This is a genomic window from Actinomycetota bacterium (assembly GCA_018333515.1).
Lineage (GTDB): Bacteria > Actinomycetota > Aquicultoria > Aquicultorales > Aquicultoraceae > Aquicultor.
In genome coordinates this window covers 1-25,199 of record JAGXSZ010000005.1, presented here as the reverse complement: position 1 = coordinate 25,199, position 25,199 = coordinate 1, and the positions used below count along the sequence as shown (strand labels likewise).

The 25,199-nt window shown below is 55.9% G+C and carries 28 protein-coding genes; 22 read left to right on the top strand and 6 right to left on the bottom strand.

The genetic code is table 11. The features are described 5' to 3' along the window. Window positions 1-4 precede the first annotated feature (4 nt). The 21 genes from KGZ93_00930 to KGZ93_00830 all read left to right on the top strand — a co-directional run bounded on the left by KGZ93_00930 (window position 5) and on the right by KGZ93_00830 (window position 19,572). A complete protein-coding gene (locus KGZ93_00930; protein MBS3908189.1) occupies window positions 5-1,021 on the top strand; it encodes a glycosyltransferase family 4 protein in 1,017 nt (338 codons plus the stop codon). Between the two features lie 17 nt (window positions 1,022-1,038). Beyond that, window positions 1,039-1,821 (top strand): trehalose-phosphatase, encoded by a 783-nt coding sequence (gene otsB, locus KGZ93_00925; GenBank protein MBS3908188.1) that lies wholly within the window; start codon window positions 1,039-1,041, stop codon window positions 1,819-1,821. 86 nt (window positions 1,822-1,907) lie between these two features. Then, the gene (locus KGZ93_00920; protein MBS3908187.1) at window positions 1,908-2,465 is read left to right on the top strand and encodes an epoxyqueuosine reductase QueH; all 558 of its coding nucleotides are present in this window, start codon (window positions 1,908-1,910) and stop codon (window positions 2,463-2,465) included. Between the two features lie 3 nt (window positions 2,466-2,468). Continuing rightward, a complete protein-coding gene (gene queA / locus KGZ93_00915; GenBank protein ID MBS3908186.1) occupies window positions 2,469-3,491 on the top strand; it encodes a tRNA preQ1(34) S-adenosylmethionine ribosyltransferase-isomerase QueA in 1,023 nt (340 codons plus the stop codon). Between the two features lie 8 nt (window positions 3,492-3,499). Next, window positions 3,500-4,618, top strand: coding sequence for a tRNA guanosine(34) transglycosylase Tgt (tgt, locus tag KGZ93_00910; GenBank protein ID MBS3908185.1), 1,119 nt, complete (start codon window positions 3,500-3,502; stop codon window positions 4,616-4,618). A 96-nt stretch (window positions 4,619-4,714) separates the two neighbouring features. Further along, complete coding sequence (yajC, locus tag KGZ93_00905) at window positions 4,715-5,008, top strand: preprotein translocase subunit YajC (protein ID MBS3908184.1); 294 nt, start codon at window positions 4,715-4,717, stop codon at window positions 5,006-5,008. Between the two features lie 34 nt (window positions 5,009-5,042). Continuing rightward, window positions 5,043-5,954: a tyrosine recombinase XerC gene (locus KGZ93_00900; GenBank protein MBS3908183.1), complete on the top strand. Its 912-nt coding sequence runs from the start codon at window positions 5,043-5,045 to the stop codon at window positions 5,952-5,954. A gap of 33 nt (window positions 5,955-5,987) precedes the next feature. Beyond that, window positions 5,988-6,773, top strand: coding sequence for an RNA polymerase sigma factor WhiG (gene whiG, locus KGZ93_00895; protein ID MBS3908182.1), 786 nt, complete (start codon window positions 5,988-5,990; stop codon window positions 6,771-6,773). Window positions 6,774-7,151: 378 nt separating this feature from the next. Then, on the top strand, window positions 7,152-7,772 hold the full coding sequence (locus KGZ93_00890; GenBank protein ID MBS3908181.1) for a hypothetical protein: 621 nt from the start codon (window positions 7,152-7,154) through the stop codon (window positions 7,770-7,772). Window positions 7,773-7,800: 28 nt separating this feature from the next. Continuing rightward, window positions 7,801-8,724 (top strand): hypothetical protein, encoded by a 924-nt coding sequence (locus tag KGZ93_00885; protein MBS3908180.1) that lies wholly within the window; start codon window positions 7,801-7,803, stop codon window positions 8,722-8,724. Between the two features lie 236 nt (window positions 8,725-8,960). After that, window positions 8,961-9,869, top strand: coding sequence for a 30S ribosomal protein S2 (gene rpsB / locus KGZ93_00880; protein MBS3908179.1), 909 nt, complete (start codon window positions 8,961-8,963; stop codon window positions 9,867-9,869). 414 nt (window positions 9,870-10,283) lie between these two features. After that, entirely contained in the window at window positions 10,284-10,883 is a 600-nt protein-coding gene (gene tsf, locus KGZ93_00875; GenBank protein MBS3908178.1) for a translation elongation factor Ts, read from the top strand. 74 nt (window positions 10,884-10,957) lie between these two features. Beyond that, window positions 10,958-11,680, top strand: coding sequence for a UMP kinase (locus KGZ93_00870; GenBank protein ID MBS3908177.1), 723 nt, complete (start codon window positions 10,958-10,960; stop codon window positions 11,678-11,680). Window position 11,681: 1 nt separating this feature from the next. Further along, window positions 11,682-12,239 (top strand): ribosome recycling factor, encoded by a 558-nt coding sequence (gene frr, locus KGZ93_00865; protein MBS3908176.1) that lies wholly within the window; start codon window positions 11,682-11,684, stop codon window positions 12,237-12,239. Window positions 12,240-12,318: 79 nt separating this feature from the next. Further along, window positions 12,319-13,101, top strand: a complete 783-nt coding sequence (locus tag KGZ93_00860; GenBank protein MBS3908175.1) for an isoprenyl transferase — start codon at window positions 12,319-12,321, stop codon at window positions 13,099-13,101. Window positions 13,102-13,123: 22 nt separating this feature from the next. Next, window positions 13,124-13,930 (top strand): phosphatidate cytidylyltransferase, encoded by an 807-nt coding sequence (locus KGZ93_00855; GenBank protein MBS3908174.1) that lies wholly within the window; start codon window positions 13,124-13,126, stop codon window positions 13,928-13,930. 61 nt (window positions 13,931-13,991) lie between these two features. After that, entirely contained in the window at window positions 13,992-15,149 is a 1,158-nt protein-coding gene (locus KGZ93_00850) for a 1-deoxy-D-xylulose-5-phosphate reductoisomerase (GenBank protein ID MBS3908173.1), read from the top strand. A 127-nt stretch (window positions 15,150-15,276) separates the two neighbouring features. Next, window positions 15,277-16,356, top strand: a complete 1,080-nt coding sequence (gene rseP / locus KGZ93_00845) for an RIP metalloprotease RseP (GenBank protein ID MBS3908172.1) — start codon at window positions 15,277-15,279, stop codon at window positions 16,354-16,356. Window position 16,357: 1 nt separating this feature from the next. Beyond that, window positions 16,358-17,416 carry a flavodoxin-dependent (E)-4-hydroxy-3-methylbut-2-enyl-diphosphate synthase gene (gene ispG / locus KGZ93_00840; GenBank protein ID MBS3908171.1) on the top strand — a complete coding sequence of 353 codons (1,059 nt, stop codon included), beginning with the start codon at window positions 16,358-16,360 and terminating at the stop codon, window positions 17,414-17,416. 154 nt (window positions 17,417-17,570) lie between these two features. Then, a complete protein-coding gene (gene proS / locus KGZ93_00835) occupies window positions 17,571-18,896 on the top strand; it encodes a proline--tRNA ligase (protein MBS3908170.1) in 1,326 nt (441 codons plus the stop codon). Window positions 18,897-18,912: 16 nt separating this feature from the next. Further along, window positions 18,913-19,572 (top strand): glycosyltransferase, encoded by a 660-nt coding sequence (locus tag KGZ93_00830; protein ID MBS3908169.1) that lies wholly within the window; start codon window positions 18,913-18,915, stop codon window positions 19,570-19,572. Here KGZ93_00830 and KGZ93_00825 read toward each other — a convergent pair. From KGZ93_00825 to larE, 4 genes are all read right to left on the bottom strand, one after another. Continuing rightward, complete coding sequence (locus KGZ93_00825; GenBank protein ID MBS3908168.1) at window positions 19,569-19,763, bottom strand: 4Fe-4S binding protein; 195 nt, start codon at window positions 19,761-19,763, stop codon at window positions 19,569-19,571. The two genes, KGZ93_00830 and KGZ93_00825, sit on opposite strands and share 4 nt — an antisense overlap. A 9-nt stretch (window positions 19,764-19,772) precedes the next feature. Beyond that, a complete protein-coding gene (cadA, locus tag KGZ93_00820; GenBank protein MBS3908167.1) occupies window positions 19,773-22,136 on the bottom strand; it encodes a cadmium-translocating P-type ATPase in 2,364 nt (787 codons plus the stop codon). Continuing rightward, window positions 22,123-22,614 (bottom strand): winged helix-turn-helix transcriptional regulator, encoded by a 492-nt coding sequence (locus KGZ93_00815; GenBank protein ID MBS3908166.1) that lies wholly within the window; start codon window positions 22,612-22,614, stop codon window positions 22,123-22,125. The genes cadA and KGZ93_00815 overlap by 14 nt, the downstream gene beginning before the upstream one ends. Before the next feature lie 76 nt (window positions 22,615-22,690). Then, window positions 22,691-23,563, bottom strand: coding sequence for an ATP-dependent sacrificial sulfur transferase LarE (gene larE / locus KGZ93_00810; protein ID MBS3908165.1), 873 nt, complete (start codon window positions 23,561-23,563; stop codon window positions 22,691-22,693). Window positions 23,564-23,747: 184 nt separating this feature from the next. On the opposite strand from larE, the gene KGZ93_00805 reads away from it, so the two are divergent. Further along, entirely contained in the window at window positions 23,748-24,611 is an 864-nt protein-coding gene (locus tag KGZ93_00805; protein ID MBS3908164.1) for a sugar phosphate isomerase/epimerase, read from the top strand. Here KGZ93_00805 and KGZ93_00800 read toward each other — a convergent pair. After that, window positions 24,600-24,815, bottom strand: coding sequence for a TOBE domain-containing protein (locus KGZ93_00800; GenBank protein ID MBS3908163.1), 216 nt, complete (start codon window positions 24,813-24,815; stop codon window positions 24,600-24,602). The two genes, KGZ93_00805 and KGZ93_00800, sit on opposite strands and share 12 nt — an antisense overlap. 63 nt (window positions 24,816-24,878) lie before the next feature. Further along, the coding region (locus tag KGZ93_00795; protein MBS3908162.1) for a winged helix-turn-helix transcriptional regulator at window positions 24,879-25,199 on the bottom strand (321 nt) is incomplete at its 5' end.

Here is a 25,199-nt window from a genome sequence, read left to right as displayed (position 1 = left end):
AACGATGAAAATTCTGCAAATCTCACCGCCATGGATTCGGGTTCCACCTCTCGGCTATGGCGGTATCGAGCTGGTCGTAGGGCTCCTCGCCGACGAGCTTACAGACCGCGGTCACGACGTGACGCTTATGGCGACCGGAGATTCCGACACCAAAGCCCACCTCGAGTACCTTTTTGACGAGGGTCAGACCTCGAAACTCGGCATGACGCTCTACGATGCGATGCAGGTGAGCGAGGCGTACAAAATAGCGGATGAGTTCGATATCGTCCATGACCACAGCGGTTTTCTGGGAGTGGCGTTTTCGCACAGACTGAAATCGCCGATGCTCCACACCCTCCATGGCCCGTTTACCGCGGATACTTCGAGATTTTACGAGCACTTCAAAGACGCGGCCTATTACAACGCCATCAGTGAGTACCAGAAGAGCTGCCTCGACGGCTTGAATTATGTCAACACCGTCTATAACGCGGTAGATGTCGAGAAATTCGAGTATTGCGAAGAAAAGGACGACTATCTTATCCTGGTCAGCAGGGTCTGCCTTGCCAAGGGTACCCACCTGGCGATAAAGGTCGCCAAAGAGCTGGATAAGAAATTGATTCTGGTCGGCAAAATCGACCCGATAGATATGGAGTATTTCGCCACGCAGGTCGAGCCCGAAGTCGACGGTGAGCAGATTATCTTCACCGGGGAGGTCGGCGACGCCGAGAAGCGCGAGTTCTTAAAGAAAGCCGCGTGCTTTGTCTTGCCTCTCCAGTGGCCGGAGCCGTTTGGGTTGGTCATGGCCGAGGCTATGGCCTGCGGCACACCGGTCGTCGTTATCAGAAACGGCTCCTCGCCCGAGGTGGTAGCGGACGGCAAGACCGGGTTTGTTGTCGACACGGTCGCCGAGATGAACGGCGCGGTCAAACGCGTCGGCGAGATAGACCCGAGGGCGTGCCGCGAGCATGTCGAGAAGAATTTCAGCCCGGCAAAGATGACCGACGGGTATGAGGCGAACTACAGATTTATCTTGAACGAATAGGGCTTGAAGAAATAGGTATGGATATACACAGCGCACTCGTAGAATTTAAAGCACACCCCGGCGTGACCGGCATCTTCAGCGACCTAGATGGGACGCTGAGCGCTATCGCCCGGACGCCGGAGAGCGCGTCGATTACCCCGAATGTACGCGAGACGCTTACAATACTCAACGAGAAATACAAAGTCGTCGGCATCGTCAGCGGGCGCTCCTCGGACGACGCCAAGCGCATGGTCGGGCTCGACGACTTACTATATATCGGCAGCCACGGGCTCGAATGGATAGAAGGGGGCCGGCGTCACTATGCGCCCCAGGTTAAGAAGTATTTCGGCATGGCGCCCAGCCTCTACAATGAGTTAAGCGACTACTTTGCCAAGACCGATATCCGGGTCGAGAAGAAAAACTTAGGCGCGGCGCTCCACTATCGGCTGGCCGCTGACAAGGACGCGGCCCTCGCGTTAATCGAACCGGTCGTCGAAAAGATGCTCGTGAAGTATCCGATGAAGGTGGTGCGAGGGCGTTTTGTAGTCGACCTCAACCCCGATGTCGCGCTCGACAAAGGCGACACCATTATCGCGGTATGCATGCGAGAAGGGCTGGCGAACGTGCTCTACATCGGCGACGATGTCACCGATATCGATGCTTTTAGGGCGCTGCGCAAGCTCGAAGAGACGGAGAATGTTAAGGCGGTCTCGGTAGTGGTGGCATCGGATGAGGCGGCCGCGGAGGTAGCGGAAGAAGCCGATTTTTCGCTGGCCGGCGTCGGGGAGGTCGCGGCGCTTCTTAGATGGCTCGCGGAGTAGGCGCGGGGATGAGGATTCGAAGAGCCTACTACAGCACTCTACATTGTTCGGTTTGAGAGAGAGTATGTAGGCTTCGAGGTGAGATTTTGAAGAGACTGTTGCTCCACACATGCTGCGGCCCGTGCCTTATCGGTCCGGGTGAGATATTGAAGGCCGAATATGAGGTAACGAGCTATTACTATAATCCGAACATCCATCCGACCACCGAGTATATCGGGCGCCTGGAGACGTTGGCGGCTTACTGTCGCGACACGGGTTACAGGCTCGTCGTCGGAGATTACGAACCCCAACACCACCTCATTGAAGTCGCGGGCCTGGCGGAGGCGCGATGCGCGGCGTGTTATCGATTGCGCCTGGCGGAGGCGGCGAGATATGCGGCGCAAAACGGTTACGTTGCCTTTTCGACGACGCTTACGGTCAGCCCCTACCAGAAGCACGACCTTATCGAGGCGATAGGCAAACAGGCGGGCGAGGAACACGGGGCGGAGTTTATTTACCGGGATTTCCGGGCGCTCTATCGAGAAGGGCAAGGGACGGCGCGTGCGCTCGGGATGTACCGGCAGCCTTACTGCGGTTGCGTCTACAGCGAGATTGAGAGATACGAGAAGAAGTTGGCAAAAGCGGAGCGCGAGGCGCGGGAGTAAGCGATGAGGACATCTGACTTCGATTACGGCCTGCCGCCGGAGCTTATCGCCCAGGAACCGGCAGAGCCCCGAGACTCATCGCGGCTATTGGTCATCGACCGCGTCGGCGGCCGCTTAGAGCACAAGACCTTCAGGGATATAGCCGACTATGTCGAGGCGGGCGACTGTCTCGTCGTCAACGACACCAAAGTGATACCGGCGCGCCTCAAAGGAGAGAAGGCCGGCACGGGCGGAAAAGCGGAGATATTTCTGCTCCACGATACCGGCGACGGTCTGTGGGAAGCCCTGGTCAAGCCGGGGCGGCGGTTGGCGCCGGGCGCGAAGGTCTCCGTTGCCGGCGGGCTGATAGAAGCAACCGTAGTCAAGCGTTTGCCCGGAGGCGAGCGACTCGTGTCACTCGAATACGAGGGCGACTTCGAAGACGTTCTAGCGCAAGCGGGCGAGGTTCCGCTGCCGCCCTATATAGAGAAACCAATCGAGACGATAGAGCGCTACCAGACGGTATACGCGAACCGGCCGGGCTCGGTGGCGGCGCCGACAGCCGGACTTCATTTTACGCCGGAGCTGCTCGGGGCGCTCGCGGAGAAGGGCGTCAAAGTCGCGGCGGTGACCCTTAGGGTAGGCCTCGATACTTTCCGACCGGTTCGCGAGGACGAGGTCGAAGCGCACGAGATGCACAGCGAGTTCTACAGTGTGATGGCCGAGGCGGCCGAGGTCGTAAATGAGACTAAAGCCGCGGGCAAGCGGGTAATAGCCGTAGGCACGACCTCCGTTCGGGTCTTGGAGAGCGCCGGGGCGACCGGAGCGCTCGTTGCGGGCTCGGGCGATACCCGGCTCTTCATATATCCGGGCTACAATTTCAATATGGTAGACGCGATGATAACCAACTTTCACCTGCCGAAGTCGACACTGCTGATGCTGGTATCCGCGTTCGCGGGCAAGGATTTGATGGCGGAGGCATACCGGGAGGCGGTCGCGGAGCGCTACAGGTTCTACAGCTTCGGCGACGCCATGTTAATATTTTAAGGACAGCGATGATAGAATTCGAGCTGATACACGAGGATAAGCGGACGAGCGCGCGCGCGGGCTTGATAAAGACCCCGCACGGCGATATCGAGACGCCGGTCTTTATGCCGGTCGGCACCAAGGCGACGGTCAAGACGATGACGCCCGGCGAGCTGACCGATATCGGAGCGCAAATCGTCCTCGGCAATACCTACCACCTTTACCTGCGCCCCGGCCACGACCTCATCGAGCAAGCGGGGGGCCTGCACAAGTTCATGAGCTGGGACAAGCCCATCCTTACCGACAGCGGCGGGTTCCAGGTGTTCAGCTTGAGCGATATGCGTAAGATAACCGACGAGGGCGTCGAGTTCCGCTCGGTAATAGACGGCTCATCCCACTTCTTCACTCCCGAAAAAGTAATCGAGATAGAAGAGGCGATCGGCGCCGATATCATTATGGTGCTCGATGAATGCGTTGCCTACCCCGCCGATAAAGCGGACGCCGAGCGCGCCGTTATGCGCACCTACGAATGGGCGAAGCGCTCCAGAGCGGCGCTCACATCCGACCAGGCGCTCTTTGGAATCGTGCAGGGCGCGACCTACGAGGATTTAAGGAAGCGCAGCGCCGAGCTGACGGTCGGGCTCGATTTTCCGGGCTACGCTATCGGGGGCCTGAGCGTCGGGGAGCCGCATTCGAAGATGTTCGAGATTCTCGACTACACGGTCCCGGTGCTCCCGCGCAATAAGCCGCGCTATGTGATGGGTCTGGGCAATCCCACAAGCCTCGTCGAGGCGGTCTCGCAAGGTATCGATATGTTCGATTGTGTGCTGCCTACGCGGATTGCGCGCAACGGCACCGCGCTGACGAGCGAGGGCAAGCTAAACCTGCGCAACGCGAGATTCGCGAAAGATTTTACCCCGCTCGACCCGACCCACGACTGTTATGTCTGCGACAACTACAGCCGGGCATACTTGAGGCATTTGGTCCAATCGGACGAGATACTCGGGGCGCGCCTGCTGACTTGGCATAATCTCGCTTATCTCTTCGATCTTATGCGGGGCGCGCGCCAAGCGATTCTCGAGGACCGTTACGCGCGCTTCCGGGATGAATATCTGGCCGGGCACGACATGGAATTCGGAACAATATAGGGTCAATGGGGTATAGTATTTTATGAAAGACCTGTATTATTAGATAGCGAGCGACAGCGTAACGACGGCAAGCAGTTTAGGGGGGGGGTAGAGGATTTGGACGGATCGACATTACTGATAATCTACATAGCCGCGTTTTTCGTGATCTACTATATGTTTTTGATTAGGCCGCAGCAAAAACGGGCCAAAGAGCGCAGGGTGCTCCTTAGCGAACTCAAGGTCAATGACGAGGTCATAACCTTTGGCGGGCTTCACGGAAAGATAAAGGATATCCGCGAAGATATCGTCATCCTGCAAATAGACGAGAACGTGCGCGTCAAAGTCGACAAGGATGCGATAGGCGCAAGGACGGCTAAGGACGAGGCCGGGAAAGCTGCGGTGGCGAAGTAGCAGGGGTCAAGAGAGCGCAATCGAGGCGGCAAGTATGGGACTAACAGCGGCGGAGGTCCGAGAGCGGTTCTTAACCCACCTGGGGGCGGAAAGAAATCTCTCGGCCAACACCATTAGCGCATACGATACCGATATCCTCCAGTTTTTCGCTTTTATCGAGCGAGAGGCGTTGGACATGGAAGATGTCGATTTTCGCGTCTTGCGGAACTACCTGGGGCTATTGCAGCGAAAAGGATATGACCGAAAGAGCGTAGCGCGTAAACTTTCCGCGATACGCGCCTTCTATCGGTTCGCTCGGGAGCGCGCCGGTATCGAGAAGAACCCCGCCGATATCGTATCCGCCCCGAAATTAGAGAAGAAACTACCCAAGTATTTAAAAGAGCACGCGCTCGAAGAATTGCTGGCGGCGCCCGACATCTCGACCACGCTGGGATTACGCGACAAAGCGATGCTCGAATTTTTCTATGCGACCGGTGTGCGGGTGAGCGAGTTGACCGCGCTCGACCTCGACAGCATAGATTACGCGAAGTTCGAAGTGCGCGTCGTCGGAAAGGGGCGCAAAGAGCGAATTGTGCCGATACATAAAACCGCCGCGGACGCCGTCCGAGCATATGTAGGGTCGGGCAGAAAAACATTGGCCCAGGGCCGAAGACCCGAAGAAGGCGCCACCACAGCGCTGTTTTTGAACTTTCGCGGCGCGCGGCTGACCCCCCACGGCGTCCGCTGTATTGTCGGCAAGTATGTAAGGCAAGTGGGCCTAAGCGGGGGGATAACGCCGCATGCCGTAAGGCATACTTTCGCGACGCATCTCTTGGAGCGCGGCGCGGATTTAAGGTATATACAAGAGCTGCTCGGGCACGTTGATTTATCATCGACACAGGTTTATACTCATTTAGATAAAGCACGGCTTAAAGAAGTATACTTGAAGGCGCATCCGAGGGCTTAGAGTTACAACTAGACGCAATAACCGGAGACGAATTTGGAAACCCGAAGCCAAGGCGACATAATCGAGGTATGGAAGACATACAAGGGCGAAGCATGCCAGGATTGTCGCGATAAACTCATAATCAACTATGCGCCGCTCGTAAAGTATATCGCGGGCCGCGTAGCCGCGAATCTTCCCCAAAATGTCGACCAGGCCGACCTGGTAAGTTATGGCCTCTTCGGTCTTATCGACGCTATTGAAAAGTACGATATGGCGCGTGAGATCAAGTTTGAGACTTACGCGATAACCAGGATAAAGGGAGCGATAATCGACGAACTCAGAGCGCTCGATTGGGTTCCTCGTTCGGTCAGACACCGGGCGCGTGTTCTCGAGCGCGTCTACTATGAGCTTGAAAACGAGCTTCGCCGGCCGCCAAGTGACGCCGAGGTCGCCAACGCGATGGGCATCACGGTAGAGGAGCACGGCGAATTACTAAGCCAGCTCAGCTATACGTCGATGCTCGCGCTTGAGGAACTCTGGAATGTCGGCGAAAAAGATGACAAGGTCAGCCTCATCGACAGCATCGAAGATACCTCCAGCCCAGACCCGGCGGACAGCTTCGAGTTCGAAGAGATGAAGACGATTTTAGCGGACGCCATAAAGAAGCTTCCCGACCGGGAACGGACCGTAATAGCGCTTTACTACTACGACAACCTCACCTTGCGCGAGATAGGCGAGATCCTCGGGGTCACCGAGTCGCGCATCTCGCAGCTCCACACCAAAGCGGTCATTCGCCTCAAATCCAAGATGCGCAGCGCGCAGATTGTCCAGAAGGATTAGCATTTCTTCGCGCACATAATGGTACAATATTAAGCTCAGAGATTTTGCAACTCATATTTTATATCCCGTAGCTCAGGGCTTTAGCCCTGATAATCGCATATGCATGGCCGTTATCAGCCCTAAAGGGCTGAGCTACGTCAATTAAAATCCCCGGTTGCAAGGTTGCTATTTTGAGTTGCAAAATCCCTGAAGCTATCGTTCATCGTGTAAATCGCAAATCCTGCGTGCTATTATGCCTAACCGCCCTTACGCATGAATGCTATTCTTGGGAGTGTCCGGCTATTTTGCTGTGCCGGCAACTGCTTGTGTAACCATACGCATAAAGTCGAAGAAACTGCTTGACATCAGATCGTTTCACTGAGCGCAAAAGGAGGTAAAATGAGAAAAACGGCTTTTGTTTGCATGGTTGTAATCATATCAATGCTCTTGCCGAGTACCGCGTTTGCATCGTATGGGTATGATTACGCTGCTAAGTTTTTTATTGCGCCTTACACTCTAAAGGCTGCAAATGACGCGTGGGCTAAACTGGGACTTACGTATTCCAGCTATTATGGCGACAATTTTACCAAAAGCACATTCTTGGCCAACGCGAAATACGGCAACGGCGTGTATGCTCTAGCGCACGGTAGCCTTAGCACGCGGTCGATATTTGATGGTACGGGTACGTTAGTTACTAATGGTAAGGAAATCACGACCGCGGATATCAATACCGCAAGAGCAAGTGATTGGAAGAAGCTGGTCTTCATAGACGCATGCTTCTCAAGCAATGACGACAAAATGTCGCGGGCTTGGGGCATATTTACCGGCGACGGCTCTATCCATGCGTATGTGGGATGGAATGGTTGTTCGTCTGATAATCAGCAGTACTGCGATTACACCATGACGTTTTGGAGTTCGGTCGCAAACAAGAATACGATAAGCTACTCCATGTCTGAAGCTAGTAGATTATCCGGCGTAACGAACGCGCGCGGGTTCGGCAGCCTCAATTGGCGCTACTAATAAGCGTAAGCGAAAGGAAGAGAGCTAAATGAACGTTAAGAGAGTTTTTGGTAAAAAGCGGCTGCTGGTTTTAGCGGTAGTTCTTGTTTTAGCGTCGGTATCGCTATCCGTACTTATCGCAGAGGCCGACGAGCCGTACTTTCTTTTCAAGCCGACGACGAAGACGCCGAAAGTCGATAAGGAAGCGGCGACCAACATCGCAAAGCAGGTATTTCAAAAGATGCGCCCCGGCGCCGTTGTTGAAGAGATTGAACTCACGCAGAAGGGTTCGCTCGTAGCACCTATCTGGGTGGCGCGCTCTGGGAAGAAAGATTACGACAAAGATGAGGTCGAGATAGACGGAGCCACCGGCAAGCTGATAGGTTTATTAAGCGGGACCGCTATGGACAATGCATTGGCATCCTTACAAGCCAAACACCCGCTGCTGCCCGAAGAAGAAGTGCTAAAGCGCGCCACAGCCCGAGGAAAAAGCTTCGGAATAGCTGTTCCGGATTCCAAGCCGACCGAGGCGACATCGTATAGACAAATAGACAGCGAGGAGGAGGGCACAGTTCAATGGATGTTTAAGTGGGCAAGGGAGAGCCGCGGCTATAAATATTACAACGACTGGTTCCTAATCATCGCAGACGGATACAAGGGTGAGATAATAGGCAGCAACAAAAGATACGAATCGGTCGAACCTTCGACGTTTGCCATAAATGTGAGTAAGGAACGTGCGTTACAACTCGCTTCGACTATCAGTGCGAAGAACGGCTTCGATGTAAGGCCGGAGAATGCCGTGCTGATGATCGTCAACCCAAACTATCGCTGGACAGCAGAGAACTTTGTTCTGGACACGGTCGAGGCGAGGCTTGCCTGGGTAATCGATTTTAAGAAGACCGAAGAAGGCCACGGCTCGATTTGGATCGATGCCGCAACGGGAGAGAAGCTCGGCGGTGACGAGACGCGCTAGCGCGGAAAAACCATCGGGGTAAAGAGTCTTGCCGCACGGTTGCATGGGAGGCCTATCCATGCAACCGTGCGGATACTAAGCCGGGCAGACGCGGTCCGCAAAAAGCTTGCCCTATAACACCTCTTATGATAGAGTATTCTCCATTACACACGCCGTTGGATTTCGGCCGGGTGCCTGAAAAGGTCGGTCGGGAGTTGAAAGCGGCGGAGGAAAAAACCAAGAAAGGAGGTGCGGTAATGGCGGTTGTTTCCATGAAGCACCTATTAGAGGCCGGAGTCCACTTCGGGCATCAGACGCGCCGGTGGAACCCGAAGATGAAGTCCTACATATTTACCGAGCGCAACGGTATCTACATCATCGACCTTCAGCAAACCCTGGGCCTTATCGAACGAGCTTATGCGTTCGCGCGCGACATCGCGGCAAATGGCGAGCAAATCCTCTTCGTGGGTACTAAAAAACAGGCTCAAGAGGCCATTCAAGAGGAATCGGCTAAGTGCGAGATGCCTTATGTCAACTATCGTTGGCTGGGAGGCATGCTCACGAACTTCAAGACGATTTACAGTCGCGTAAAAAGGCTTGAATATCTCGAGATAGTAAATACCGAGAACCCGGGCATGCTCACCAAGAAAGAGCTGTTGAAGCTGAACACCGAAAAGACCAAGTTGCAGAGGAATCTCGGCGGAATCACCGATATGAAGAAACTTCCGGGGGCTGTGTTCATCATCGACCCCAGAAAAGAGAGAATAGCGGTGCAGGAGGCGCGTCGTCTCGAAATCCCTATTATAGCGATTGTCGATACGAACTGTGACCCCGACGAGATCGATTATGTGATACCCGGCAACGATGATGCTATTCGCGCGGTGACGCTTATCACGCGCGTTATCGCCGACGCGGCACTCGAAGGTCGTGAGGCCTGGATGGCGTCGCTCGGAAAGCCCGACGTTGTAATACCGAAGGCTGAAGAAGCCAAGGCGGGCGAAGCTAAAGCCGAAGCGAAGGTCGAAGTTAAAGTAGAAGCCAAAGCTGAGGACGTGGAGAAAGCGGCTGAAGCTAAGGAGGACGTCGAAGCTAAAGTTGAAGTGAAGGCGGTTGAAGAGACTGCTGAGAAGAAAGCTGAAAGCGCGGAAGCTTCTTCGAAAGCGTAGTTTGCGTTAAATGCGGAAGAACAGCGGCGATACGCCGTTATAACCAATACAGTTACCCGTTTTCACACTTAAGGAAACGGGTAACTGAACGTAGGGGACGTTGTTACGGCTACTACGGTTAACTACAGCTACGCGCGCGCCCTTCGCGCCGGGGGCGCGTGGACGTAAGGCCGGAGGCGCGTGGACGGAGGCCGGAGGCGGGGACGGTCAGCCCTAAAGGGCCGAGCTACGAATCCGTGTAGCGCTTCGCGTTGCGGCCATGGCTTGAAGCGTGCTAACGTCGACGACCTCGATCGAGACCCCGCAGCGGCACTTAGCGCGCGGGGGCGTGGCTTGAAACGAGTAAAGGACATAAACATAGGGGTAATACAGGGGTAATATCGGGTAAATACAGGGTAAATACAGGGGGTTCCAATGGAAATCACGGCAGCTGCAGTAAATGAACTGCGGAAATTGAGCGGCGCCGGCATGATGGATTGCAAGAAGGCGCTTTCGGAGGCGGGCGGCGATGTCGCCGCAGCCACCGATATTCTTCGTAAAAAAGGCCTGGCATCGCTGGCCAAAAGGGCGGGACGCGAGGCGAACGAGGGACTCGTAGAATCCTATATTCATAGTGGAGGAAAAATCGGTGTCCTTGTTGAAGTAAACAGCGAGACTGATTTTGTCGCGCGCAGCGATGACTTCAAGCAGTTCGCGCACGACGTTGCGCTCCAGATAGCGGCGGGCAATCCGACCTATGTGACCCGTGAGGAAGTGCCGGAATCGATCGTCATCAAAGAGATGGAGATATACCGCGCGCAAGGCCTCGAAGAGGGCAAGCCGGAAAACGTACTCGACAAGATAGCCCAGGGTCGCATCGAAAAGTATTATCAGCAGGTCGTTTTGATGGAGCAGGAATTCGTCAAGAATCCGGATATGACGATGAAGGATTATCTCGGCGGCCTCGTCGCGAAGCTCGGAGAGAATATCGGAGTCAGAAGGTTTGTCCGCTACGAGCTGGGCGAGAGCGTTTAGTCGGAGACCGCACTTAACCTAAAGGAATATTGCGGGCAACGGAATCGTAATAATTGCCAAAAAGAGAGTGTGATATGGCGACCTATAAATACAAGAGAGTACTTCTGAAACTGAGCGGACAGTCTCTCGCCGGAACCGGCGGTTACGGGATAGACCCCGCTGTGATGCTCGGGATAGCGCAAGAACTGAAGCGGCTTTACGAGGACAACATCGAAATCGCGGTAGTCGTCGGCGGCGGTAATATCTTCCGCGGCTTCGAGGCGAGCGCTAAGGGTATGGACAGGGCGACCGCGGACTATGTCGGCATGCTTGCCACGGTGATGAACGCGCTCGCGCTCCAGGAAGCCATGGAAAAAGAGGACGTTTACACCAGAGTCCAATCGGCCATCACGATGCAAGAGGTCGCCGAGCCGTATATTCGCCGGCGCGCGATACGCCATCTTGAAAAAGGCCGGGCGGTGATATTCGCGGCGGGCACCGGCAACCCGTATTTCAGCACGGACACGGCGGCGGCGCTCAGGGCGCTCGAAATCGGCGCGGAAGCGATTCTTAAAGCCACGCGCGTCGACGGCGTCTACGATTCGGACCCGGAGAAGAATCCGGATGCGCGGCGTTATTCGGAACTGACCTATATCGACGTTCTAAATAAAGGGCTGCGCGTGATGGATGCGACGGCGATATCTCTCTGTATGGACAACGACATTCCCATAATCGTCTTCGACATGACCCAGCCCGACAACCTTCGCAGGGTGTTGTTGGGCGAAGATATAGGCACGACGGTGCGAGGAGGGCGATAACGTGTTCCAGGAAGTCATAAACGAGTCGGAATCGAAGATGAAAAAGGCTGTTGAAGCGATACGCAATGAGATGGCGGGAATCAGGACCGGGCGGGTAACAGCCGCTTTGTTCGACCGAATTGTCGTCGACTATTACGGCACGCGCACGCCCCTGAAACAGGTTGCGAGCATCAGTACTCCCGAAGCGCAGTTGGCTGTTATCCAACCGTGGGATAAATCGGCTATAACCGCGATTGAAAAAGCGATTATGACCTCGGATATCGGGGTGACCCCCTCTAACGACGGGACGGTCATCCGCTTGCCCTTCCCCCCGCTGAGCGAAGAGCGACGGAGAGATTTTGTAAAGCTGACCAAAAAGGTCGCCGAAGAGGGCAAAGTATCGATTCGCGGTGTCCGCCACAGCGGTCGAGACGACTTGCAAGTGCTCGAAGAAGAGAAGGAGATATCCGAGGACGACCGCAAGAGGGCCGAGAAGAAAATCGATGAGTTGACCGAGAAGTACACCAAGGAGATAGACGCCATGTTCCAGCGAAAAGAGCAGGAGATAATGGAGGTCTAGGTTCTCATATATTATATGGAATCCGGGCTTAAGAAAAGCCCGCGCAAGAGGTGCTGGAAAGTGATAGGGTAGTCCGGGATTGAAGAGGCATAAAACGGGTCTTCGCAAGGGGTCTACGGCGCCGGGCGGAGACCTTTCCGCGGACGAGGTTAAAAAAGATTACGTCCCGCGCCATGTCGCCGTGATTATGGACGGTAACGGGCGCTGGGCGTCAAAACGGAAGCTGCCCAGGTTGGCGGGGCACAAAGCCGGCTCTAATGCTATCAGGCGCGTCATCGAGATAGCGACGGAGATAGGCGTCGAATACCTGACGCTCTATACGTTTTCGACGGAAAACTGGAAGAGGCCAAAAGATGAAGTAACCGGTTTGATGTCGTTGTTCGAAGAACAGATGGCCAAAGAGACCGATGAGTTGGACCGACAAGGCGTGCGCATCAGGGTGCTGGGACGGATGGCGGAATTGCCCGACAGCACGAGAAAGGCGTTTGCCGATGCGATTGAGAAGACCAAAGGCAACTCGCGGCTCAACCTGAACCTGGCGCTCAACTACAGCGGCAGAGCGGAGATAGTAGATGCCGCAAACGCCCTCTGCGAGGCAATCCGCACGGGAAAAGAGAAGCCCGATATAACTGAGGAAATGTTCGCGCGTTACGTGTATACTTCAGGTATGCCCGACCCCGAATTGTTAATCCGCACCAGCGGCGAATTACGGGTGAGTAACTTTCTCCTTTGGCAAATCGCGTATTCAGAGTTGTGGATAACCGAGAAATTATGGCCTGATTTTACTAAAGACGATTTTTCGCAAGCGGTTGCCGAGTATAAGCAGCGGAAAAGAAGATTCGGTGGGTTAGTCGAAGTCTAGTCGGAGCAAACAGGAGCCGAGAATGCTAAAAGAACGAGTGATCAGCGCGCTTGTCGGGGCCCCGCTTATTATCGCCTCTTTACTTCTGGGGAAGTATGTCTTCGCCTTATTGATTGTCATCATCGCGGTGATAGCGACCGATGAGTTCTATTCGATGCTTATTTTACGTGAGTTCAAACCCAATATCGTCGCCGGCGTAGGCGGAAGCATCGCCGTATTCCTGGGGACGCTTGCCGGTGGAGTCAGCGGCTTGTTGTTGGCCCTCGTCTTCGTGACGATGGTCGTCTTGGTATGGCAGACCTTTACCGAGGGCAGTATCGTAAACGCCGGGTTGACCATAACCGGCCTGGTCTATATCACGCTTCCGTTAAGCCACCTGATATTACTATACGGTCTCCCGCGGGGTGTAATCGGGGTCGTCCTGGTTTTAGTTGCGACTTGGGTAAGCGATATCGCGGCCTATGCCTTTGGCGGGGCGATAGGAAAGCGCAAACTGGCCCCGACGATAAGCGCCAAGAAGACTATCGAAGGTACGATAGCCGGCATAATAGCTCCGACGGTATTCATAGGTTTGGCGTTCATGACGCCGTGGATGCCCTTCGTCGTCGAGCAGGGCGCGGTAGTCGCGATTTTGAAGGGTTTGGGTCTCGGTTTGATAGTCGGTGTCGTGGCGCCGGTGGGAGACCTTATAGAGTCGCGAATCAAACGGGAGTTGCGCGTCAAGGACAGCGGCGCGACGATACCGGGCCATGGGGGCTTTCTGGACAGGTTCGACAGCGTCATCGTCGCCGGCGTCATCGCATATTACTATTGGCTGTTCATCGTTTAGAGAATCGGAAAGAGTCACGCGCCGTGTCGAAAACGATCGGCGTTAAACCGAGAGGTATTGATTGAAAAACATAGTCATTTTGGGTTCGAGCGGCTCGATTGGGCTGCAGACAATAGACATCGTCAAGCGCTATCCCGAAAGATTCAACATCGTCGGCCTTAGCGTCGATCGAAACATCGACATTTTAGAGCGACAGATAGCCGAACTTAAGCCGAAAGTAGTCGTTGTCGGTGACGAAGCGAGCGCCAAAAAGCTAAAGGACAAAGACCTGGGTGGAATCGAAGTCATGGCCGGCATCGCGGGCCTCGAGGAATTGGCCGCTTATCCGGGCGCGGACATTGTCCTTAACGCGCTGGTGGGTTCGGTCGGCTTGCGCCCCACGATAGCGGCGCTCAAAGCCCGGAAAGTCTTGGCGCTCGCGAACAAGGAATCGATGGTCGCAGGCGGCGCGATCGTAAACCGGACCCGCGAGGAGACGGACGCGGTCATACTGCCGGTCGACAGCGAACACAACGCGCTCTTCCAATGTATCGTCGGGGAGAGCGAAGATGAAATAGAGAAGCTCATGCTGACCGCTTCGGGAGGGCCGTTTCGCGGGAGAACGCGCGAAGCGCTCGGCAAAGTCACGGTCGAAGAGGCGCTCGCCCATCCGCGTTGGGTAATGGGTCCGAAGATTACCATCGACTCGGCGACTTTGATGAACAAGGGGCTCGAGGTCATCGAGGCGCACTGGCTCTTTCGTGTCCCGTATGAAAGAATCGAGGTCGTCGTCCACCCGCAGAGCATCATCCATTCGATGGTCGAGTTCAAAGACGGCTCGATAAAGGCGCACTTGGGGCGGACCGATATGCGCATCCCCATCCAGTACACCCTATCGTATCCCGAGCGATTACCGTCACCGGTACCGCCGTTGAGCTTTACCGACGTGGCGACTCTCACTTTCGAGGCGCCCGATTACGAGAACTTCCCGTGCCTGCGGTACGCGTTCGAGGCGGCCGAGGCCGGCGGGACTTATCCGGCGGCGCTCAACGCCGCAAACGAAGAGGCCGTCGAGGCGTTTCTCGACAAGCGTATCGGCTATCTGGACATCCCCCGCGTTATAAGGGGCGTCCTCGACCGTCACGAAGGCGGCGATGACGCCGATTTGGGTATAATTCTAGAGGTCGAGGAGTGGGCGAGGCGCGCGGCGGGCGAGGTCGTTAAAAGCCTTGCGAGATAGAGGGCAAGGCACATTCAGCTATTAGCGCCCGCTTCGAGTACAAGCCATCGCTAATAGCTGAAATCGCGGGCGTTATCGGGTATCCTTAATATAGTTGATCGAAGGAGAGTGAGTAGTAATTTTTATATTGGTAGCGTTTATAGGTCTGGGTCTCATCATATTCGTCCATGAGTTGGGCCATTTTGTAGCGGGCAAGCTCATGGGACTGAAAATCAGGGAGTTCATGTTCGGCCTTCCCGGTCCGCGTATCTTTTCGATTAAGTGGGGCGAGACCGAGTACGGGGCGACCTACATACCGTTTGGCGGCTATGTCCGGTTCGCGGGGACCGAGTCGGAGCTGCAGATGGAAGAAGACGAAGAGGATCGAAACACCCCGCCGGAGCGCAAATACGACTCGTTGCCGAAGTGGAAGAAATCCCTGGTAATGGTTGCCGGACCCGCTATGAACCTGCTGTTCCCGATATTGCTGGTGGCGCTGCTCCTGGCCGTTCAAGGACAGCAGTTTTTCCAACCGGTAATCGGCGAAGTCGTAAAAGGCAGCGCGGCGCAAGAGGTCGGAATAAAAATTGGTGACAGGATTGTCTCCGCCAACGGGGACGATATCGAGACGTGGACCGATTTGACGGACCATCTGCGCGAGAGTCCGGGCGAGCAAGTGCGCCTGACCATCGAGCGCGGGGATGAGACGCTGACGCTCACGCCGAAGCTGGGCGTAAAAGACGGCCGGGGTTTTCTCGGGGTCTCGCCGTCTGAAGACGAAGAGCCTATCGTCAAGCGCGAGCCCGTCCATCTGGCGCTCTACAAAGGGACGTTGCTCACTTACGACATGACGAAGTTCCTGGTGGTGACGGTCTACCACGTCATAACGCAGGACTCGGGACAGCTCACCGAGTCGAGCCGGGGTCCGGTCGGCATCATAGACGAGACGGCGCGCATCGCAAAGCAGGATTTCTGGCAATTTGTCGGGGTGCTCGCGTTTCTCAGCATAAATCTCGGCGTTCTAAACCTGTTGCCCATTCCGCCGCTCGACGGCGGGCGGCTCGCGATATTGGGGGTCGAGGGCATCATAAGGAGGCCGATCAACAAGAAGCTGGTCTTTGGAATCAACGCGGCGGGTATGGCGCTCTTGCTGACGCTGATGTTCTACCTCATCGTCATGGATGTCGGCAGGATATTCACACGAACCGTGGGCAACGGTGGTGGCTAGCGTGTCGCATAAAACCCGGGTCGCGACAGTCGGCGACGTTAAAATCGGCGGCGGCAACCCTATAGCCGTCCAGTCGATGACGAACACCAAGACCGAAAATATCGCCGAGACCATCGAACAAATTAAAGAACTCGAGGAGGTCGGCTGCGATATTATCCGCGTGGCGGTACCGAGCCGCGAAGCCGTCGAGGCGTTGTCGCGGATAAAGAAGGCCATCAATATCCCGCTCGTCGCCGATATTCATTTCCACTGGGAGTACGCGATAGGCGCGCTCGACGCGGGCGCGGACAAAATTCGCATCAACCCCGGCAACATCGGCAAGCCGGAGCACGTCGCGACCATCATCGAAAAAGCGAAGGAAAAGGGCGCGGCGATTCGCATCGGAGTCAACTCGGGCTCGCTCCATCCCAAATACCGGAAAGAAGAGGACAGGGCGGTCGCGCTGGTCAAAAGCGCGCTGGAGTACGTAAGATTTTTCGAAGAGAAGCGCTTCGACAACTTGGTGCTCGCGGTTAAATCGTCTTCGGTCCTCGATTCCATCAAGGCGTACCGAGCGCTGGCGGCCGAGACCGACTATCCGCTCCATCTGGGCATTACCGAATCGGGCAGCCTGCTGTCGGGCACGGTCAAGTCTTCGGTGGGGCTGGGCATCCTTCTCGCCGAGGGGATAGGCGATACGCTGCGAGTCTCACTCTCGGCCGACCCTGTCCACGAGATAAGGGTCGGTTTCCTGATTTTGCGGTCGCTTGGGTTGCGCTCGTTCGGGCCGGAGATTATATCCTGTCCCACCTGCGGACGGTGTGATATCGACGTCATACCCGTCGTCGAGGAGATAGAGAGGCGGTTGATGAAGGTCCGCGCTCCGCTCAAGGTCGCGATTATGGGTTGCGCGGTCAACGGACCCGGTGAGGCGCGCGAGGCCGACGTCGGGGTCGCCGGGGGCAAGCGCGAGGGCGTCCTCTTCAGGGGCGGTAAGGCGATACGCAAGGTCGCCGCCGGCGATATGGTCGAAGAGCTGATGTCCGAGATAGAAGGGCTTATCGCTCAAAAGCATAGCTAGCGGCGGGCTTGAGCCGTCAAATAGAATCATCGCGCTTGTATATCCATCGCCGCTTATCGTGTAAAATATATAGTAGGGTTTGACCGCGGTAGGGTTTAACCGCGCCCGCATCGAACATCGCACACCGAAGACAAGCCCGCGCAGGAGGAATTTGATGAGATTTTCGAGACTGTTCGCGCCGACACTCAAAGAGAGCCCGGCCGAGGCCGAGGTTATAAGTCACAAGCTGTTGCTGCGCGCCGCCATGATACGCAAGGTAGCGGCGGGCATATATACATTTCTACCGCTCGGCAACCGGACGTTGAAGAAGATAGAGAGGATAGTCCGCGAGGAGATGGACGCGGTTGGCGCCCAGGAGATATTGATGTCGGCGTTGCAGCCCTCCGACCTTTGGATTAAGAGCGGGCGGTGGGACCGGTACGGGCCGGAGATGATGCGCCTGAAAGACAGGCATGGCAGGGATTTCGCGCTCGGGCCGACCCATGAAGAACTCGTCACCGACCTGGCCATGAAAGAGGCGAGGTCGTACCGGCAGCTGCCGTTGACCCTATACCAGATTCAGGTCAAGTTCAGGGATGAGATAAGGCCGAGATTCGGCTTACTGCGCGGACGCGAGTTTATCATGAAGGACGCGTACAGTTTCAACCTGGACCAGGACGACCTTGAGAAATCGTACAAAACCATGTACCACGCGTATAACCGCGTTTTTTCGCGGTGCGGCCTGGAGTTCAGGGCGGTCGATGCCGACACCGGGCTCATCGGCGGAAGCGTCTCCAAGGAGTTCATGGTACTTGCCGACGCCGGAGAAGACACGGTTATCTACTGCGACACCTGCGAATACGCCGCCAACCTGGAGGTGGCAAAGGCGCGTACCGGGGATGCCCCGGCGGTCGATGCCGAACACGCAGACGCGCGCGCTGTCGGCGACGGCGACCTCTGTCCGGAGTGCGACGGGTTGCTCAAGTCGGCAAAGGGCATCGAGGTGGGCCAAATCTTTCAGCTCGGCCTTGAGTACAGCGAGGCGATGGGCGCGACCTACGTAGATGAAAACGGCGAACTTAAGCCGTATGTGATGGGATGTTACGGGATAGGCGTAAGCCGTTTGATGGCGGCGGCGATCGAGCAGCACAACGATGCCGGCGGGATTATCTGGCCGATGGCGATAGCCCCGTATCATGTGGAGATAGTCGTCCTCAATTACGACCGCGAAGAGCAGCGAGAGCGCGCCGACAACTTATATAACGGCCTCGTCGCGCGCAACGCAGAGGTACTTCTCGATGACAGGATGGAGTCCGCCGGCAAAAAATTCGCCGATGCCGACCTGATAGGGATACCCGTACAAGTGGTCATCGGCGCGCGAACTCTTAAGAGCGGAAATGTCGAAGTAAAGGTCAGGGAGACCGGAGAGCGGCGCGATGTGCCGCTCGAAGAAGCGGTTGAATCGATCGCGGATGTGGTAATGGAATTGACAGCGGGCTAGTACCGCGGAGGAACTGATGCCGACCAATGGGAAATCGGTTGCCGTTATAGTGCCCGCGTTCAATGAGGAACGCCACATAGGCAATGTGCTCAGTATTTTAAAGAGCGTCGATGTAGTCGACGAGATAATCGTCGTCAGCGACGGCTCTAAAGACAGAACGGCGGATGTCGCGCGCGGCTTCGACGTCCGGGTAATAGAAAGAGCCGTCAACGGAGGCAAGGGCGCGGCGATGCAGGAGGGTATCGAGACTACCGATGCGGATATCATAGCATTCATCGACGCCGACCTTATCGGAATCACGCGCGAGCATATCGAAAACATGATAATGCCGCTCATTCACGAAGACGAACTATATATGACCGTTGGAAGGTTTACGAGCGGTCGCATAACGACGGACCTGGCGCAAGCTATGGTGCCGTTTATCTCGGGTCAGCGCGCCGTTAGGCGCGAGTTTTTGAAGGGTTTGCCCGATTTGAAAGCGACCGGCTATGGCGTTGAAATCGTCATCACGCAACACGCCAAGCAGAACAAGTTTAAGGTGCGGGAGGTACTCATACCCGAAGCGACCCAGGTCACAAAAGAAGAAAAGCTCGGTATGCGCCGGGGATTGAAAGCTCGTATGAAGATGTACGGCGATATCGCCAAACACATCGTGACTAAGGGCAAGTCCGGCTAGAGGTCTTTGACGGTCAGGGCTTCGCTCGGGCATTCGAGGACGCATTTGCCGCAACCGTAGCAGAGTTTGGTGTCGACCGCGGGAGGTTCTTCGGGGTCGATTTGGAACAAGGCTTTGGTCTTACATGCGTTTCTGGCGACGCATTTGGCGCAATGTTTACATCTGCCGTAGTCGACGATCGTCTGCTTCATAAATCTTAGTTAGTCCTCCACATTTCTTGAAAAAAGTCTCATCCCGTTTAGGATGACCAGTATCGATATTCCCGTGTCGGCGAAGACCGCCATCCACAAGGTAGCTACCCCGCCGACCGCCAGCGCTATAAAAGCGATTTTCGTGACAATCGAGACGGCCACATTCTGTTTGATTATCTTGAGCGTGCGGCGGCTCAAGTCCACCGTATACGGTATGCTCCGCAAGTCGTCTCCCATAAGCGCGATATCGGAGGTCTCGAGCGCAATGTCGGAACCGGCCGCGCCCATCGCGATACCGACGTCGGCCCTGGATATCGCCGGAGCGTCATTGACCCCATCACCAATCATAGCGACTCGGCCGTATTTCCGTATAAGTTTCTCTACTTCGGCGACCTTGTCCTCGGGGAGAAGGTCGGCGCGGTATTCGTCGATGCCGATCTTTCGCGATATCTCATTCGCGGTTTCCTTGTTGTCGCCGGTGAGCATGATTATATTCGAGATACCGAGGTCTCTGAGGCGCGAGACCGTGTCTTTCGCGCCTTGGCGGACGCTGTCGGCGACCGCGACAAGGCCGAGCAGCTTCTCATCGGTCCCAAGAATGAAGACGGTCTTGCCCTCGCGCTGCATGGCGAAGGTCAGCGGCTCGACCTCCGCATCGAGGACCTTCATCTCCGCGAAGAGACGGGGGTTGCCGACATAGTAGGTGACGCCGTCGATATCGGCTCGCAAGCCGCGTCCCGGCAACGAAACGAACCCGTCGGTCTCGGGCACTTCGACATCGAGCGTGTCGACAAAATCGACGACGGCGTCGGCGAGCGGATGGGACGATTTGGCCTCGAGCGCCGCTGTGATGCGCACGATATCGGCCTCGCTAAATCCGTTTAGGGGGACGACGTCGGTGACCGAGAGACGGCCCGATGTAAGGGTTCCGGTCTTGTCGAATACGACCGATTTTATCCGTCCGATGCTCTCCAGGTGCGATCCGCCTTTTATCAGGACGCCGTTTCTCGTCGCCGCGCCGATGGCCGCCGCAATCGATACCGGCGTCGATATTACCAGGGCGCACGGGCATGATATGACGAGCAGGACGAGCGCCCGGTAGAACCACTCCACGAACGAGCCGCCGAATAGCGGGGGGATAACGGCTACGCCGAAGGCCGCCCCTATAACGATTGGGGTGTAGTATGCCGAAAATCTCGCGATAAACTGCTGTGACGGGGCCTTTTTCGACTGCGCGTCCTCGACGAGGTGTATTATCCGGGCGATGGTACTGTCCGCCGCGAGCCGCGTGGTCTCGATTTCGATATAGCCGTCTTGGTTGAGTGTGCCGGCGTATACGTCGTCTCCGGGGTCTTTAGAGACGAGGGCCGATTCACCCGTGATTGTCGACTGGTCGACGGAGGAGCGCCCATAGACGACCCGCCCGTCTATGGGGATGCGCTCGCCGGGCTTGGTGATTATTATATCGCCGACGCTCAAGTCCTCGACGGGAACGAGTTTCGTCGCGGTTTCCGTCTTCACCAGGGCATGGTTTGGCGCGAACTCCAGAAGTCCGTGTATGGCGTGGCGCGTCTTGTCCATCGTATAGGCTTCGAGAAGCGTGCCTATCGCGTAGAGAAACATAACCGCCGCGCCCTCGACCCATTCGCCAAGGATGACGGCGCCGACAACCGCAAAGGTCATCAAGACGTTCATATCGAAGACGAGCGAGCGAAGCGACGCGAGCGAGCTTCTGGCCGGGCGGTAGCCGGCGACGAGTATCGTCGAGGCATAGAGTGCGACGGCGATAGGGGTAAGCCCCGAAATTAGTTGAACGGCACCGCCCGCCGCAAACGCAAACCCCGACACAAGGACCGCGCGGGCCCTTTTGTCGGTCGTCCAGAACTGTCCGCGTGTCTTGACAGGGACTTTGGCGCCCTCGATAGTCGCTTCATAGCCGGCCGCTTTGACGGCCCTGATGATAGTAGACGACGAGACGAGGCTCTCATCGTGCCCGACCGTTAGTTTAGCGGTCTCATAGACGAGGCTCGCCGATGTGACGCCCTTAAGAGCCGATATATTGCGCTCTAGCTTCATCGCGCAGTCGGGACAGTCCAAACCCTGTATTCGAAAAGCGGACGTTCTAAGGGCTTCTTTAGTGCCGACACTATAGCCGAAGGCCTCGATTTGGGAGAAGATGGTATCGCGCGAACTGACAGCGGGGTCGTATTCGAGATGGATGTTGGATGCCGAGAAATTGACGACCACGCTATCGACACCGGGCATCTTTTTAATCGCTTTTTCGACCTTGAGCGCGCAATCGGGACAATCGAGTCCGGATAGGGGATACGATTCCTCGGCGAGATGGACGCCGCCCTTTTTATCCGTTGCCATCTGCGCCACCCGCGATGTCGAATATGGTCGAGCCGACGGCCGTGTCTGGGAACTCCTCGCGGACGTGGTCGATACCCTCGGTTATCAGTCTTAAAATATGGCCGTCGTCGAGAGAATAGTAGACCATCTTAAAGTGTTTGCGGCGCTTGACGAGCCGCAGGTCTTTTAATTTGCGAAGCTGGTGGGAGACGGCGGACTGGCTCATCCCGACGACCTCGGAGATTTCGCAGACGCATAACTCGCCCTGGAGCAGGGCGGTGACTATTTTGACGCGAGTCGGGTCGCTGAGCACCTTGAAGGTCTCCGCAAGGCGCTCGGCCGTCTCGTCACAGACCAACCCGGCGCGAATGCGCTCTACTCTATCATTATCGGCTCGCACTACCCCGCAGATGTCGTGCCCTAACTCGTCGACGGCCAAATCGCACACCCCTTTTAATGTCGACTCCCCGGTCTTACCTATATATGAACGAGTGCTCATATGAACATGTTATAACGGAAGGTCGTCCAAGTCAAGGCATGCCGGGGAGTTTCAGGGGGTTAACGCGGGGTGCCGCTTAAAATTTGCCCTCGAGGTCGAGTGTGACATGCTTAAAGCCCAATGACTTCAAGCGGGCGACCAGTTCATCGCGGACAACGGGCTCGGCGACGCGCGCGATGTTCTCGGGAAAGACGATGACCCGCGCGACATCCTCGTGGTGGTGGTGGATGAAGGTCTCTGAGACCCCCTGCCGCAGCAGCCATCGTTCGACCTCGTATAGCTGCTCCATCTTATCTATATCGATGGGGATGCCGGTCGAGAAGCGGGAGGCGAGACAGAGATAGAGCGGCTTATTTATCTCCAGGCCGAATGTGTCGCTCAATTCGATGACCTCTCGTTTACTAAGTCGCGCTTCGAATAGGGGGGAGACTATTCCGAGTTCATCGAGGATTCTCAGCCATGGTCGGTCATCCGTTTTGTCGTCGAGATTGGTCCCGTCGACGACCGCATTGAATCCTCGCTCGACGGCCGTGGACGCGAAGATCGAGTAGAAATTTCGCTTACAGAGATAGCATCGTTCCGACGTGTTTTCGGCGAATTGCGGCAACCGGGTCTCGCCGCTCTCGACGAAGAGATGCTCGGCTCCGAGCGCGTCAGCGATGACGGCGGCCGCTTCCAGCTCCTCTCGGGGGAAGATGGGCGAGTCCGCCGTGACCGCGAGGACCTTGTCTCGCGGCAAGACCTCGAGCGCGGCTTTTAGAACGAGCGTGCTGTCTATTCCGCTCGAAAACGCTACGACGACGCTTTCAAGCATCTTTATGGTCGCTTTAACATGCTCGTACTTGGCCATTACGCTGTCGTCCAACATACTTTGCTCCTGGTCGATGGTCGTACCGATTTCCGCCCCGGCTCTCACAGCTGAGGGTTTTAGCCCTGATACCGGCTGCACCGCACTCTCGTAGCTCAGGGCTTTAGCCCTGATATTGCTGAACGTTTCGCTAGCTCTTACTAGTAGTCACACGAAAGCCGCTATCGCCGTAAATAAGTATCACTTATCGCAAAAATATCCTTGCATTATCATGCAACTCACTATATTATATATATTAACAAAAGTCTAGAAGGTTGATGAGAGTATGATAATACCCACAATCGCACGCCCCATAAGGCTATCGCACTTTAGAAAAGCCGGTTTCGGGCAAAGCCCGGAGTTCCGTCGGTTCGAAGCATACGACGTTATCTTGGACGATGAGAGCATGTCGGACTTTGACGGCTATATCTCCGAGCTAAAGTCCGCGCTGGCCGATACGGGGAACGGCGCCGCCGCCGTTCCGGACCGCTACCACCTTTATTCACAGCTCGATATAGGGCATTTCGATAAGGTTAGAGCGCGGGCCGCCGTCGCCGCGTATAAAGACCTCATCACGGGCATCTCCGGGCGGGGCGGGGCATACCTGACGATTCATATAGGCCTCAACTACGGCGACGATGACCTCAGCTTCGAGGACGCGAAAGAGAATTTGGCGGACCTCGTGAGATTTGCGCAAAACAAAGAGGTCAACCTCTGCGTTGAAAACCTTAGGCGCGGTTTTACCGGAAACCCCTATTTGTTCGCGGAACTTATAGAGTATTCGGGCGCATATGTTACCTTCGATATCGGCCACGCTACATCGAGCCTGGCCGCCGCGGACGGTTTCGGGCCAACGGAGTTTCTCGAACTGATAGCGGACCGGGTCGTCAATACCCATATCTACGAGTACGAACTCGACGAGGTAGGACACGTCGCCCCGGAGGATTTGTCGGTCATCGGCCCGGTACTGGCGAGGCTACAGAGCACCGGCTGCGGCTGGTGGGTGATAGAGCTTCAAGAGGAGGAACTCTGCCGCACCCGGGAACTCGTCTTCGAGCTTGCCCGGGATTCCGTTACCGGGCGAAAAGTTAGGCCGTTAGCGGGTGGTCTCGGCCCTGTGGGAACGACACCATATGCCTTAACCCGGTAAATATACCATCGGGGCGCCTTTTATCCTCGTCTCCACGCGACAACCCGGTCTCAATATCTGGTCTGACCTCAACCTGCTTAAAATAAGCGCTCCGGATTCCAGCCGCAGTTCGACTAGCTGATGGTGCCCAAAGTATTCACACGACACAACTATGGCCTTTCCTTTTTTGTTTGGATGGAGTTCGAGGTTTTCCGGTCGAATCATGATCTCAACCCGGCTATTTCGGCCTATGGGCAGGTCGGCCAGGGTCAATTCGCATGGAATTTTCTACTCGGCTTGGAACTTATAGCCGAGGCCGTGTACGGTCTGTATAAAGGAAAAGCGCGAGTGCTCTTCGATTTTGTTGCGGATGCGCCTTATGTGCACGTCGATGGTGCGGCTCGACGAGTAAAACTCATGGCCCCACACGCGCGCCGCCAAATCGTGACGTGTGAACAGGACACCGGGCTTTGAGGCGAGCACGTGAAGTAGTTGGAACTCTTTAAGGCGAAGCGAGATCTCGTTGCCGTCGACGGCGACCGAGTGTTTGGCCGGGTCGATTTTGATGTCTCCCAGTTCGATTATGGTCGGCTGGTTATTGAGCTTATG

Coding starts and splice junctions, on each gene's coding strand:
- cadA (MBS3908167.1), bottom strand. CDS start 22,136: ATGGCAACGGATAAAAAGGGCGGCGTCCATCTCGCCGAGGAATCGTAT.
- tgt (MBS3908185.1), top strand. CDS start 3,500: ATGATAGAATTCGAGCTGATACACGAGGATAAGCGGACGAGCGCGCGC.
- KGZ93_00855 (MBS3908174.1), top strand. CDS start 13,124: ATGCTAAAAGAACGAGTGATCAGCGCGCTTGTCGGGGCCCCGCTTATT.
- queA (MBS3908186.1), top strand. CDS start 2,469: ATGAGGACATCTGACTTCGATTACGGCCTGCCGCCGGAGCTTATCGCC.
- KGZ93_00825 (MBS3908168.1), bottom strand. CDS start 19,763: ATGAAGCAGACGATCGTCGACTACGGCAGATGTAAACATTGCGCCAAA.
- KGZ93_00870 (MBS3908177.1), top strand. CDS start 10,958: ATGGCGACCTATAAATACAAGAGAGTACTTCTGAAACTGAGCGGACAG.
- KGZ93_00805 (MBS3908164.1), top strand. CDS start 23,748: ATGATAATACCCACAATCGCACGCCCCATAAGGCTATCGCACTTTAGA.
- KGZ93_00800 (MBS3908163.1), bottom strand. CDS start 24,815: ATGATTCGACCGGAAAACCTCGAACTCCATCCAAACAAAAAAGGAAAG.
- KGZ93_00930 (MBS3908189.1), top strand. CDS start 5: ATGAAAATTCTGCAAATCTCACCGCCATGGATTCGGGTTCCACCTCTC.
- otsB (MBS3908188.1), top strand. CDS start 1,039: ATGGATATACACAGCGCACTCGTAGAATTTAAAGCACACCCCGGCGTG.
- KGZ93_00890 (MBS3908181.1), top strand. CDS start 7,152: ATGAGAAAAACGGCTTTTGTTTGCATGGTTGTAATCATATCAATGCTC.
- KGZ93_00815 (MBS3908166.1), bottom strand. CDS start 22,614: ATGAGCACTCGTTCATATATAGGTAAGACCGGGGAGTCGACATTAAAA.
- KGZ93_00885 (MBS3908180.1), top strand. CDS start 7,801: ATGAACGTTAAGAGAGTTTTTGGTAAAAAGCGGCTGCTGGTTTTAGCG.
- rpsB (MBS3908179.1), top strand. CDS start 8,961: ATGGCGGTTGTTTCCATGAAGCACCTATTAGAGGCCGGAGTCCACTTC.
- KGZ93_00900 (MBS3908183.1), top strand. CDS start 5,043: ATGGGACTAACAGCGGCGGAGGTCCGAGAGCGGTTCTTAACCCACCTG.
- tsf (MBS3908178.1), top strand. CDS start 10,284: ATGGAAATCACGGCAGCTGCAGTAAATGAACTGCGGAAATTGAGCGGC.
- proS (MBS3908170.1), top strand. CDS start 17,571: ATGAGATTTTCGAGACTGTTCGCGCCGACACTCAAAGAGAGCCCGGCC.
- KGZ93_00830 (MBS3908169.1), top strand. CDS start 18,913: ATGCCGACCAATGGGAAATCGGTTGCCGTTATAGTGCCCGCGTTCAAT.